This window comes from Streptosporangium sp. NBC_01639, assembly GCF_045209755.1.
Classification (GTDB): Bacteria; Actinomycetota; Actinomycetes; order Streptosporangiales; family Streptosporangiaceae; genus Streptosporangium.
The window spans coordinates 5,125,271-5,138,213 of sequence record NZ_CP109272.1 but is presented as its reverse complement, the minus strand read 5'-3'; the positions used below and the strand labels follow the sequence as shown (position 1 = coordinate 5,138,213).

General features: G+C 72.3%; 10 protein-coding genes. 1 reads left to right on the top strand and 9 read right to left on the bottom strand.

What is annotated here, in order from left to right:
• Positions 1–120 precede the first annotated feature (120 nt).
• The 7 genes from OHA77_RS23450 to OHA77_RS23420 all read right to left on the bottom strand — a co-directional run bounded on the left by OHA77_RS23450 (position 121) and on the right by OHA77_RS23420 (position 8,882).
• Positions 121–1,995 carry an ABC transporter gene (locus tag OHA77_RS23450; RefSeq protein WP_406311651.1) on the bottom strand — a complete coding sequence of 625 codons (1,875 nt, stop codon included), beginning with the start codon at positions 1,993–1,995 and terminating at the stop codon, positions 121–123.
• Positions 1,992–3,881 (bottom strand): ABC transporter, encoded by a 1,890-nt coding sequence (locus OHA77_RS23445; protein ID WP_326826134.1) that lies wholly within the window; start codon positions 3,879–3,881, stop codon positions 1,992–1,994. The genes OHA77_RS23450 and OHA77_RS23445 overlap by 4 nt, the downstream gene beginning before the upstream one ends.
• Positions 3,882–4,252: 371 nt before the next feature.
• A complete protein-coding gene (locus tag OHA77_RS23440) occupies positions 4,253–4,957 on the bottom strand; it encodes a response regulator transcription factor (protein WP_326826135.1) in 705 nt (234 codons plus the stop codon).
• A gap of 119 nt (positions 4,958–5,076) precedes the next feature.
• A complete protein-coding gene (locus OHA77_RS23435) occupies positions 5,077–5,691 on the bottom strand; it encodes a hypothetical protein (RefSeq protein ID WP_406311650.1) in 615 nt (204 codons plus the stop codon).
• Positions 5,692–5,719: 28 nt separating this feature from the next.
• Complete coding sequence (locus tag OHA77_RS23430; RefSeq protein WP_406311649.1) at positions 5,720–6,976, bottom strand: ABC transporter permease; 1,257 nt, start codon at positions 6,974–6,976, stop codon at positions 5,720–5,722.
• On the bottom strand, positions 6,973–7,710 hold the full coding sequence (locus OHA77_RS23425) for an ABC transporter ATP-binding protein (protein ID WP_326826138.1): 738 nt from the start codon (positions 7,708–7,710) through the stop codon (positions 6,973–6,975). Before OHA77_RS23425 ends, OHA77_RS23430 begins: the two co-directional genes overlap by 4 nt.
• Complete coding sequence (locus OHA77_RS23420) at positions 7,707–8,882, bottom strand: efflux RND transporter periplasmic adaptor subunit (protein WP_406311648.1); 1,176 nt, start codon at positions 8,880–8,882, stop codon at positions 7,707–7,709. The genes OHA77_RS23425 and OHA77_RS23420 overlap by 4 nt, the downstream gene beginning before the upstream one ends.
• A 150-nt stretch (positions 8,883–9,032) precedes the next feature.
• Between OHA77_RS23420 and OHA77_RS23415 the strand changes: the two genes are divergently transcribed.
• The gene (locus tag OHA77_RS23415) at positions 9,033–10,805 is read left to right on the top strand and encodes an efflux RND transporter periplasmic adaptor subunit (RefSeq protein WP_406311647.1); all 1,773 of its coding nucleotides are present in this window, start codon (positions 9,033–9,035) and stop codon (positions 10,803–10,805) included.
• Positions 10,806–10,833: 28 nt separating this feature from the next.
• On the opposite strand, the gene OHA77_RS23410 is transcribed toward OHA77_RS23415, so the two are convergent.
• The gene (locus tag OHA77_RS23410) at positions 10,834–12,219 is read right to left on the bottom strand and encodes a sensor histidine kinase (RefSeq protein WP_406311646.1); all 1,386 of its coding nucleotides are present in this window, start codon (positions 12,217–12,219) and stop codon (positions 10,834–10,836) included.
• Entirely contained in the window at positions 12,216–12,923 is a 708-nt protein-coding gene (locus OHA77_RS23405; protein WP_406311645.1) for a response regulator transcription factor, read from the bottom strand. Before OHA77_RS23405 ends, OHA77_RS23410 begins: the two co-directional genes overlap by 4 nt.
• Positions 12,924–12,943 lie beyond the last annotated feature (20 nt).

The window sequence follows — 12,943 nt, the reverse complement described above, 5'->3', positions numbered from 1 at the left end:
ATGTTCCGCCGGTGGCGTCCATGGACGGACCGTAACCGGTCACCGTTACGGACGTGTTCGCATCCTGTTGCGGCCGCCCTCCGGCTGGGCGCTCAGGGGGTGGCGTCCCGAGCCGGGCGCTCAGGGGGTGGCGTCCCGGGCCACCGTGACCGCCTCGGTGAAACGACGGTATCGCGACAGTTCCTCGTCCACGGGCGCCAACACGAGTTCGCGGGCGACCTCGTCCACGCTCGCCCGCAGCACCCTGGCCGCCCTGCGTGCCCGCCGGCGGCCACCCAGCCAGGCCGCCGCCCGGGAGAGCAGCGCGATCACCAGCCCGAGCAGGATTCCGCCGGCCAGCAGCAGGGTGGGCCAGGGCAGCTCTCCCGCGGTCGGCAGGTACGGCCTCGGGAGGCGGAGATAGTCCAGCCCCACCAGGCCGAGCAGCCACAGCGCGCCCGCCAGCATGACCGCGAACACCACCCACTGCGCCAGCCCGGTCACCCGCCACCAGACGGGACGCCGCGCCATCCCGAGCGAGGTGGTGGCCACGGCCCGGTCGAGACCGTCCTCCAACTCGTCCCCGCGAGAGCGGGCCGCCCGCCGTACGGCGGCCGCCCACGGTTCGGGCAGCCCCGCCGAGGCGCCCCCGGCGGCCTCGCGGATCGCGGTGTCCATCCGGGAGCGCTGCACGGCGGTCGTGACCGGGATCGAGGTCCGCCCCACGGGTCCGGCGGAACCACCCGTCCCGGGAGTGCCCAGCCGGAGACGGCGGAGCGGATCGGGACGCAACCTGCGGATCCAGCGGGTCAGCGGCCAGCCGGTGGCGGCGATCGAGCGATGCCGGTGGGCCTTGGCCACGGCTTCGACGACGGCCGGCACCCCCGCGGCCTCCGACAGCGCGACGGTCAGGGATGTGGCGAGGCCGTCCATGGACGTCTCCGGCACCGCCATCGCCACGACCGCGCCGGAACCGGCGTCCGCGGCCGCGCCACCCGGCCCGCTCGGCCCGCGCCGTACGGGGCCACCAGGATGGGTGTCCACGCCGTTGGACGCCGCGACGAGCACGTCCGCGGCCGTGCCGACGTCGGCGGCCAGCCGTGCGGCCCAGGACCGCCGGTCGGCGACCCGGGAGGCGAGCAGGGAGCGCAGCTCCGGTAGCCCCGCCCCGGTGCGGGTGGAGACACCCGCCAGCGGCACCCCGGCCAGCCCGTCCTCGTCGAGCAGCCTCCGCAGGTCTTTCAGGCACCGCTCGGCGGCGGCCGGGGTCAGCCGGTCGATCTGGTTGAGGACGACGACCATGACGCCCCGGTGCCGGGCCAGCGGACGGAGATATCGCTCGTGCACGGCCGCGTCGGCGTACTTCTGCGGATCGAGCACCCACACCAGCAGATCGACCAGCTCGACGAGCCGGTCCACCTCCAGCCGGTGCGTCGGCTCGATCGAGTCGTGGTCGGGCAGGTCGAGCAGGATCAGACCGGCCGCGTCGCCGTCCGCCCAGCCGCCCGGACCGGACGCCACCACCGCGCGCCCGTTCTCCGCCGCCTCCCGGCCGGACGCGAACGCCGCGCGCCCGGCCTCCTCCGCCTCCCGGCCGGACGCGAACGCCGTGCGCCCGTTCTCCGCCGCCGGGCCGGACCCGCGGGTGGGATCGGCGGCCGTCACCTCGTGGCGACGGGGGATCTCCAGCCAGTCGAGCAGCGGCCCGGACCCCGCCCCCTCCCAGAGCGCGGCCTGCGCGGTCGAGGTGGTGGGGCGGGTGACCCCCACGGTGGCGAGGGACGTGCCGGACAGCAGGTTGAACAGCGAGGACTTGCCACTCCCGGTGGCCCCGGCCAGCGCGACCACGGTGTGGTCGACCGAAAGGCTCCGCCGTACTCCGGCGCGGGAGACGACGGAACGGGCCTCGGTCACCGCGTCGGCCCTCAGCCGTCCGTCGGCGAGCTCGGCGGCCTCCGCCAGCCCGTTCAGCCGGTCGTCCAAGGAGACCGAATCCGTGCGCCGCAGCACCTTCACCTCTCGTCCCCCTCGCTGTCCGCCGGACGGTGAACGGTTCCCGGGGGCCGGTCCCGGAGGTCCGGGGCCGCGCCCGTGTCCCCGGCGGGGAGGGTGAGCGTGACGGGCGTACCGGGGAGCCCTTCCTGCCTCTCCCCCGCCGGTGACACGGCCCGGCGGTCCGCGGCCGGGATCTCACGCCGATGGTCCCGTACGGCCTGCGCGGCCGCACGGAGGGCGGCGGCGGCGCCTTCGGGCGGCTGGACGGCGTCGAGGAGGGCGGTGAAGCGGGTGGCCTCCGCGCCGAGGAGGGCGGCGACGCGGGCCCGCAGGTCGGTGCGGGCCTTGATGGTGAGGGTGCGGACGGCCTGGTCACCGAAGACCGCCTCCAGGAGTTTCTGGCTCAGCACGCTGGTGCCTCCGGCGATGCCGACCTCGATGCCGGTCAGGCCTCCGGTGGAGGCGAACACCGCGAGCATGAGCAGCAGCCCCGCCCCGTTCAGGCCGTAGGAGGTGAGCCGGGCGGTGGTCCGCCGGTCGGCGCCCTCCTCGGCCACCAGGCCGAGCACGTATCCCTGCCAGCCCCGGACCGTCGCCTCCGCCTTCGCGGGCAGGCCGGCCGAGGCCCTGCCGAGGCGCCCGGTCGCCACCGCCCCGGTCCCCTCAAGCAGGGCGCGTCCCGACGGGTGCGACGACCACGACTCCAGCGCGCGTTCGGCGGCACCGTCGGCCGAGTCCCTGATCAGCGCCTCCACCCCGCTCTCCAGCGCCACCCGCAGCTCGTTCTCGGGCGCCGGCCGCCCGGTGAACAGCGCGACCAGACGATCCCTGACCCGGCCCACCCGGTTCTCCAGGGTGCGCATCAGATCGCCGGTCCCGATGAAGTCCTGCCAGCGGGCCAGCACCTCGCCCCGGAGCAGCGACCCGTCCAGCATGCCCTCGTCGAACGTGGCCAGTCCCCCGGCATAGGCGGCGTCCGTCATCGAACGGAGCTCGCCCGCCACGGCGTGCTGGCGGTCCACGGCGTCGGCGAGTGCGGGGACCCGGGTGGCGAGACTCTCCAGCGCGCCGGACAGGGTCTGGCGCACCACGTCGGCGCGGGCCTGGGAGTCGGCCGCGATACCGGCCAGCCAGTCGGCGACGGGCGCGACCGCCGGGCGGGGCAGCCGGGCGTTCTCCTCGGGCAGCACCAGCTCGGGCACCTCGAACAGGCGGGTCCCGCCCAGGCCGTTGGCCTCCAGCAGCCGGGCCAGATCCCTCTTCACCACGCCCAGCGCCTCCGGCGGAACCCGCGACAGGATGACGGCCATGGCCGTGCTCCGCTCCCTGGCGACGCGCAGGAAGCCCCACGGCACCTCGTCCGCGTAACGGGCCGCGGTGGTGGTGAACAGCCAGAGGTCGGCGGCGGCCAGCAGCTGGGCGGCCAGTTCGCGGTTGGCGGTGACGACCGAGTCGATGTCCGGGGCGTCGAGGAGGGCGAGACCGGGCAGGAGAGCGGGGACGGTCACCACCCGGAGCGTGCCCGGCTCGCCACGGCCCTCCCCGGTGACCCGGGGAAGTCCGGGAAGGACGTGCTGGGCGGTGAACCATGCCTGGTCGGCCGGGTTGACGACCAGGGTGGGGGCCAGTGTGGTGGGCCGCAGCACACCGGGCTCGGAGACGTCGGCGCCGACCAGGGAGTTGACCAGGGTCGACTTGCCGGCTCCGGTGGAACCGCCGACCACGGCCAGCAGCGGGGCGTCGATCGCGCTCAGGCGCGGGATCAGGTAGTCGTCGAGCTGGCCGGTCAGCTCGCGCAGCGCCCGGCGGTCACCGTCGACGTCACCGGCCGCGAGCGGGAACAGAGCGAGATCAAGGTGGCTCCGTAGCTCTCGCAGTGCCCCAAGCAGACCATCGCTCCCGTTCATAGAGGCGATCCTTCCCGCAGGAAGTGCCCCTAGACGGGTACGCCCCATATTGATCGACGATCGTGGGCGATCGCCCCGGGCGGGCCCACCCGGGGGCTCATCGGGGGATGGTTCGCACCGTTGCCGCCGTGGCCGGGCCGGGCATGATTGTGCCCCACCGCTCGACCGGGTCACGGGGGCGAACTCGGTAGAGCGGTGAGGCCTTACCCCGGCGCCTCGCAGGAGGGTCATGCCGAACTCGTCTCCCCCGCAGCTGGAGGCGAGTCCTGACCCGTCCGCGCGATCGCGGGGTGATCTGGGGTCCTGCGCTGCCCATTCGAGCAATCGAAGCTCAGAATCAGGTCAGGTAAAGCTGAATATTAGCTGAAAGTTCAATCACTACGTGGTAGGCGCAGGACGTAGCCCACACCGCGGAGGGTGTGGATGAGCCGCGGTTCCGCCACGTCGACCTTCCGCCGGAGGTAGGAGACGTAGGACTCGACGACTCCGGCGTCACCCCCGAAATCGTAGTTCCAGACGTGATCCAGGATCTGCGCCTTGGACAGGACCCGGCCGGTGTTGACCATGAAATAGTGCAGCAGCTTGAACTCGGTGGGCGACAGCCGTACCGGCTTGCCCGAGCGCCACACCTGGTGCGCCTCCTCGTCCAGCTCCAGATCGCCGACCTGGAGACGGGAGGGGAGGTCGAGGTCCCCTCTCGTACGGCGGAGCACCGCCCGGATCCGGGCGAGGACCTCCTCCAGGCTGAACGGCTTGGTCACGTAGTCGTCGGCCATCCGCAGACCCGTCACCTTGTCGTCGGTCCCGTCCCGCGCGGTCAGGAAGACCACCGGTATCTGCCCGCCGACCTCCCGCAACCGCCCCGCGACCGTGAATCCGTCCATGTCGGGCAGCATCACGTCCAGCACGACGAGGTCCGGGCGGACCCGCTGCGCGAAGTGCACAGCCTCCCGGCCGTCCGCAGCGGTCACCACCTCGAACCCGGACCTACGCAGGCTGGCCGAGAGCAACTCGCGGATGTTCGGCTCGTCGTCCACGACCAGCAACCTGGCCTCGACTCTCTCCGGCACATTCACGAGGCTCGCTCACCCCGCTGGGGCACAGCTCAGCTCAGGCTGAACGTTTCCTGGGAAAACGTTTCCCGGTAAACAAGCCGTCGTCGAGCCCGGGCGGACGCCTCGCGGAGACCGGGCCGTCACCGGCGGCCGCCGCCCTGGCTGATCGCGGTGGCGGTGATCGACCCGTCCTCGGCCTTGGCCCCTTGGACGACCACGGTGCCACCGGGCTTGAGGTCGGAGACCTTGCCGTCCTTCGTGACCCGCACCGCCGTCTCGCCACTGGTGTTCACGGTGACGACGGACCCGTCCATGGTCGTGACATAGAGCTTCGTGCCGTCGACCTTCTGCACCGTGCCGACGGCGCCCCCGCCCTGGCCGCCCGGTCCGCCCTGACCTCCCGGTCCGCCCTGCTGCCCGCCGCCGAATCCGCCGCCGTATCCACCGCCGCCCTGCCGTCCGCCGCCGTACCCGCCCGCGCCCTGCGGCCCACCGCCGTACCCGCTGGCGCCCGGTCCCTGGCGCATGGCGGCGCCCGGCGCTCCGGAGGGTCCTCCGGTGCCGCCCATCGCCTTCTGTGCCTGGATACCCGCGATCACTCCGACGACGAGGATCACCCCGGCGCCGAGCCCCAGGGTGAGCCTGGAGAGCCCGCGCCTCGGCCGGATCACCAGCTCGCTGTCCAGATCACCCCGGAAGGGAGAACTCTCCAGCACGTCCTCGGCCGGAGCCGTCTCATCCGCGTTGCCGCCCATGTCTGTCTCCTTGCGTAAGCCGTACGGGTCACTCGTGACGCAGTGCCTGGATGGGACGGAGCCTGGCCGCCCGGTTCGCGGGGTAGCCCCCGAAGAACAGTCCGATGCCGACACAGACACCGAGAGCCAGCACGATCGAGGACGGCACGATCACGGGCTCGATGCCCGCGACCGTGAACCGGCTGCCGATGAACGCGATCGCCACACCCGACAGCCCACCCACCAGGCTCAGCACCGTCGCCTCCAGCAGGAACTGGCCGAGGATCGCGCTCCTGGGCGCGCCGATGGCCTTCCTGATGCCGATCTCCCTGGTCCGCTCGGTGACGGTGACCAGCATGATGTTGGTGATGCCGATGCCGCCGACCAGCAGGGAGATGGCGGCGACCGCGCCGAGCAGGGCGGTGAAGATGCCGACGGTCGAACTGACGGTCTCCTGCAGGGTGGCCTGGTTCAGGATGCGGTAGTCGGCGGTGGCCGTGGGGGTGATGTCGTGGCGCTGGTTGAGGATGTCCGTCACCTCGGCCTGCGCCGTCTCCGTCGTGTCGGCACCGGTCGCCTGCACGATGATCGAGCTGAGCGAACCGAACCCGGTCAGGCTCTGCTGCACGGCGGGCAGCGGCACGATCGCGACGTCGTCGGCGTCCTGCATCCCGGAGGAACCCACCTCCTTGAGCACCCCGACCACCGTGAACGGCACCCCGGAGACGCTGATCTGCTTGCCGACGGGGTCCACCGTGCCGAACAGCTCCTCGGCCACGGTCCGCCCGATCACCATGACCTTCCGGGCGGCGATCACGTCGTCGTTGACGAAGTAGGCGCCGCTCTCGACCGGCTTGTTCGTGGCCTCGAAGTAGCTCGGATAGGTGCCGACGAACTGGGCGATCGTGTGACTCGCCCCCTCGTGGACGGCGGCGGCCGAGGACGCGGTCACCACCGGGGAGACGCTCCTGACCGACGGGGCCTGCCCGCGGTCGGCCAGTGCCTTGGCGTCGTCCAGCGTGAGCTGCTTGGCCTGGGTGCGCGGCCCGCCACCCTGGCCACCACCACCTCCACCGCCACCACCGCCGCCGAAGCCGCCGCCGGAGAAGGAGGCGGAGACGGTGAGGGTGTTGGAGCCGAGGCGCTGGATGCTCTGCTGGATGCTCTGCGAGGCACCCTCGCCGAAGGAGACCAGCAGGATCACCGCGGCCACCCCGATGAGGATGCCGAGCGTGGTCAGGAAGCTGCGCAGCTTGTTGGCCGCCAGTCCCCGGAGCGCGAACCGGAGGATCTCGAACCAGCTCACGCGGGGACCTCCGGCATGCGCATACGGGGCGGGGGGCCGTCGACGGGCGCCTGACGGCGGTCCTCGACGATCTGGCCGTCCACCAGGCGGATGACCCGCTTGGCATGCATGGCCACGTCGTCCTCATGGGTGATGATCACGATTGTCCGGCCCGAGCTGCTCAGCCGGTCGAAGATCTCCAGCACGTCCCCGGTGGACTTGGTGTCGAGGTTTCCCGTCGGCTCGTCGGCGAGCAGGAGGGCGGGCGAGGTGACCAGCGCCCTGGCCACGGCCACCCGCTGCTGCTGGCCGCCGGAGAGCTCGTTCGGCTCGTGGCGGACCCGGTCGGCCAGGCCGACCTGGTCCAGGGCCGCCAGGGCGCGGGTGCGCCGCTCCGCCGCGCCGACCCCGCCGTACGCCATGGGCAGCTCGACGTTGGCGAGCGCGGTCATCCGGGGGATCAGGTTGAACGACTGGAACACGAAACCGATCTTCCGGTTGCGCAGGATGGCGAGCTGGTGCTCGTCCAGCGATCCGACATCGGTGCCGTCGATGAGGTAGCGGCCGGAGGAGGGCACGTCCAGGCAGCCGAGGATGTTCATGAACGTGGACTTGCCGGAGCCGGAGGCGCCCATGACGGCCACGTAGTCGCCCCGCTCGACGGTGAGGGACACCCCCCGCAGCGCACGGACCTGGGCGTCACCCTCGCCGTAGACCTTCGAGAGGTCCTGGACGGACAGGACCGGCGCGGTCATCTGCCACCCCCGCCGAAGCCACCGCCGCCACCGCCACGGACGCCACCCCCGCCGCCACCGAGGCCGCCGCCGAGGCCGGGGAAACCGCCCTGCTGGGTGCTGCCGGTGGTCGCCGGGCGGACGATCTGGTCGCTCTCGCCGAGCCCCGACTTGATCTCGGTGAGCGTGTCGCCCTTGATGCCGACCTCGACCTGGACGGGCACCTGCGTGCCGTTCCGCAGGACGGTCACGGTGCTCCGGCCGCCCGCGGTGGAGACCACCGCGGAGGGGACCGCGAGCACGTTCTCGGCCTGGTCGATGATCACCTCGACCGTGGCCGTCTGGCCGAGCCGTACCTCGGCCGGTGTCTTGGTGAAGGAGATCGTCACCGGATACTGGACCACGTTGTTGCTGGTGGCGGCGGTCGGCTGGATCTGGGTGACCTCGCCGGTCGCGGTGACTCCGGTCAGCGCGTCGAACCGGATCGAGGCCGTCTGCCCGACCTTGAGCCTGGTGACGTCGGACTCGGTGAAGTTGCCGACGAGCTGGAGCTTTCCGGTGTCGGCGATGTCGACGAAGCCGGTCGAGCTCTTGGCCGTGGAGCCGCTCGCCTGCGCGCCGGAACCACCGGAACCGCCGGAGCCGCCGGAGCCGCCGGACGACGCGGCCGTGGCGGAGCCGGACGCGCCGGAGGAACCGCCGACCGTGCCGTTGACGGCGGTGACCGTACCGGCGAACGGGGCCTTGATGACCGTGCCCGCCACGGTGCGCTGGGCCGCCCGGTAGGTGTTCCGCGCGGTGACGTACTGGGCATAGGAGGCGGCGGTGGAGGTGTCGTCGTCGGCGGTGTCGAGGGCCGCGGCGGCGGCGTCGAGACTCTCCCGGGCGGACGTGTCGTCCAGCCGGGCGAGGACCTGCCCCTTGGTGACCTTCTCCCCGGCCTTGACGTAGATCTTCTCCACCGTGCCACTCGACCCGAAGGCGAGGGAGCGCTCCTGTGCGCTCGCCACCGTTCCGGAGGCGGACACCGAGGCGACGACTGTGCCACGGGTCGCCGACACCGTCCGCGCCGAAGTCTGGGCGGAGGAGACTCCTCCGCCCAGAGAGGAGTAGGCGATCCCCGCGCCGCCCAGCAACAGGACCGCGAGAGCCCCGTTAACGATCAGCGCTCTGCGCTTGGTCGACAGCTTCACAGCGTCGTACTTTGACGCATTTTCCTGAGTCGTACCACTGGCTTCGGCTGAATGTTTCCTGCGGACTTCAAACCTGATCCGGCAAAATCCGCAGGAAACGTTCAGGTATTTGTGAGGGGAGAGTGAATCGGGCAGGCCAGGATGTCTGCCATGAGACCGACCAATCTCCCCAAGCCGCTGCGGACGGGAGGACTGGCACTGGCCGCCCTCGTCCTGGTGGGCGCGGGCGTCCTCTACACACTTGACGACGGCCCGTCCTCGGCACCCCGGGTGGAGCTCGCCTCCGCCAAGCGGGGAACGGTGACCGCCCAGGTGTCCGCGGCGGGCAACACGGTGGACGACGGCACCCGTGAGCTCGCCTTCGGCGGATCCGGCACGGTCACGAAGGTCTACGTCCGGGCCGGGGAGAAGGTCGAAAAGGGCGACGTGCTGGCCAGGATCGGCTCCGCGCCCGCACGCGAGCGCCATGCCGAGGCCGTGGCCCGGCTGTCTGCGGCCCAGGAAGCGCTGGACGGAGCCGAGACCGCGGCGACGGCACAGCCCCAGAGCCAGAGCCAGAGCCAGACTCAGGCACAGCCCCAGACGCAGACGCAGAGCCGAACGTCGAACGACTCCGCCCGGCAGGCGGCCTGCGAACCCACGGCACGCCCCACCGGCATGCCCAGCCCGAACGGCACGTCCGGCCCGACGGGGACGGCCCGCCCGACGGGGACCCCCGGTCCGGTCCTCCCCTCCACACCGGCCGGATCGGAGCGGCCGGTGGCGGTGGTCCCGGCCGCCTACTCCCCGCCGTCGATACGGACGCCGGCACCGACGCCCACGCCGGTACCGACGCCCACCGGCGGGTCTCCCGAACCCGCGCCGACGGTGACCGTCACGGTCACCGCGGCCCCCACGGTCACCGTGACGGCCACGGCCACGGCCACCGTGACCGTGACCGCCACGCCGAGCGCAAGCCGCCCGCCCACGAGCGCGGAACCCACCAGGCCAGGCCCGGCTCCCAGCCTGTCAACCCAGCCGAGCGCGCACCCCGCACCCACCTCGTCGGCCAGGCCCACGTCCACCGCGAAACCCCACACGACCTCGAAGCCTCGCCCGACCTCGAAGCCGACCGTCGGCCGGACTCCCGAGTCGCAGTCCACCGCCTGCCCGGGGCAGAGCTCCGACCAGCGTTCCGCGCAGACCGGCGGCACCGGACGGACGGACACCGGCGGCACCGGCGGCACCGGCGGCACCGGACGGACGGAGACCGGCGGCACCGGCGGGCAGCGGACGCTCAGCGTCGAGCAGGCCGAGGCCGACGTGAAGCGGGCGGAGGCCGAGCTGACGGATGCCAAGGAGGAGCTGGCGGGTGTGCGGATCATCGCTCCGGCCGACGGGACCGTCCTGTCGGTGGCCGGGGCGGTCGGTGACAGCGTGGGCACCGACGCGTTCGTCACTCTCGGAGATCTCGACGAACTCCAGGTGGAGGCGCTGGTCACCGAGTCGGACGTGGGCAGGCTGAAGCTGGGACAGCCGGCGGCGATCACGCTGGCCACCCGGGAGGGCAAGAAGTACACCGGTACGGTGACCGGCGTCGCGCCCACGGCGACCGCCACCGGGCAGTTGGTGAGATACGGGGTCACGATCGCGTTCGACAAGGCTCCGGCGGACCTGCTGGTCGGCCAGACCGCCACCGTCAGCGTGACGGTGGCGGAGTCGGAGCAGGCGCTCTACCTCCCGGCCCAGGCCGTACGGTCCGCGACCGGCGGGGCCTCCACGGTCACCGTTCAGGGCGGCGCCGAACGCACCGTGAAGACCGGGGTCCGCAGCGACCAGTACGTCGAGATCCTCTCGGGTCTCGGGGAGAACGACCGGGTGGTGCTCCCCGGCGGCACCGCCACCGGCGGGTTCCCCGACAGCAGTTGGCCCGGAGGCTCCTGAGCCGGCTGGTCGGCTTGAGGAGGCGCGGTCAGTCGTCGACGGCCAGCGGGAGGGAGACCCGGAACGTCGCACCCTCACCCGGGCACGACTCCACCGCGACCGTGCCGCTGTGGGCGTCGACGATGGCCGCGACGATGGCCAGGCCGAGACCGCTGCCGCCGTCCTCCGGCGCGCGGCGGCCACGGGCGGAGTCGACGCGGTAGAACCGCTCGAAGACACGCTCGCGCTGCTCGGCGTTGAGACCCGGCCCCTCGTCCTTCACCTCGATGACCGCCATGCCGTGCCGGGCGGAGAGCGCCATCCGCACTGAGGTGCCGTCCGGCGTGTGGGTGAGTGCGTTCGTCATCAGGTTGCCCACGACCTGGCGGAGCCGTACCTCGTCACCGGAGACGATGAGCGCGGAGCCGTCCACCGAGAGGGTCACCTGGCGGGCGGGGGCGAGGATGCGGGCGTCGTGGACGGTGTCGGCCGCGATGGCGAGCAGGTCCACCGGGCGCATGGCCATCGGCCGCTGCTGGTCCATCCGGGCGAGCATGAGCAGGTCGTCGACCAGCAGGCCCATCCGGACCGCCTCGGACCCCATCCGGCGCAGCAGCGGAGCGGCGTCGATGTCGGGCGCCTGCTGGTAGAACTCGGCGAAACCGCGGATCGAGGTCAGCGGGGTGCGGAGCTCGTGCGAGGCGTCGGCGACGAACCTGCGCATGCGCTCCTCGGACCTGCGGGCCGACGCCTCCGACTCCGACCGGGCCTGGAAGGCGGCCTCGATCTGGGCGAGCATGCCGTTCAGCGACTGGCCGAGCCGGCCGACCTCGGTGCGCGGATCGGCGTCGGGGACGCGGCGGCTCAGGTCTCCGGCGGCGATGGCCTGGGCGGTGCGCTCGATCGCCTCCAGCGGGCGCAGGCTCCGCCGGATGACCACCACTCCCACCCCGGCGAGCACCAGCATCAGCCCGCCGCCGCCGAGCAGCTCCACCAGCGCGAGCTGTCCGACGATCTGCCGGACCTCCGACATGTCCACGGCCGTGACGAGGCTTCTCCCCCGGTCCAGCGGGATGATGTGGATCCGCCACTCACCGCTGTCGAACGTCCCCGGCCTCCGGTTCACGGGCACGTACGGCGGGGGCTTGTCCTCCACGTCGGCGCCGCTGAACTCAAGGGTGGTCCCGCCTCCGGCGTCGCGGAACTCCACCCGGGTGTCGGCCGGGAGCGGCTTGCCGACCAGCATGGCGGCTCCGCGGTTCAGCCGGCGCACCACGCTGTCGGCGGTCAGGGCGATCTGGCTGTCCACCCGGGCGATGAGGTAGCTGCGCATGATCGAGACGCTGCCGATGCCGATGAGGGTGAGCGCGATGGCCAGCAGGACCAGGATGACCGTGATCAGCCGCACCCGCAGCGGGGTCCCGTTGAGTGTCACGGGGCCGGCGGGAGGCGCAGGACGTAGCCGACCCCGCGCAGGGTGTGAATCAGCCGGGGGTCGACGTTGTCGATCTTCCGGCGGAGGACGGAGACATAGGACTCGACGATCCCGACGTCGCCCCGGAAGTCGTAGTCCCACACGTGGTCGAGGATCTGCGCCTTGGACAGCACCCGGCCCGCGTTGGCCATGAAGTAACGCAGCAGCTTGAACTCCGTCGGCGACAGCGCCACAGCCCGGCCCCTGCGCCACACCTCGTGGCTCTCCTCGTCGAGCTCGACGTCGGCGAAGGTCAGCCGGGCCGGTCGCGCGAGGAGGTCTCCCGAGCCGGTACGGCGCAGCACGGCCCGGATCCGGGCGACGACCTCCTCCAGGCTGAACGGCTTGGTCACGTAGTCGTCCCCGCCGACCGTCAGCCCCCGGATCTTGTCCTCGACGGCGTCACGCGCGGTGAGGAAGACCACGGGCGTGTCGGTGCCGCCGCCGCGCAGGCGCCGTACGACGTCGAACCCGTCCATGTCGGGCAGCATGACGTCGAGGACGATGAGGTCGGGACGGTGGCGCTGAACCGCGGCGACGGCGTCGGTCCCGGTGCCCGCCGTATTCACCCCGAACCCGGCGAACCGCAGGCTCGCGGCCAGGAGCTCGAGGATGTTGGGCTCGTCCTCGACGATCAGCAGGCTGGCTTCAGGTGCGTCGGTCACGGATTTTATCTTCACTCGCC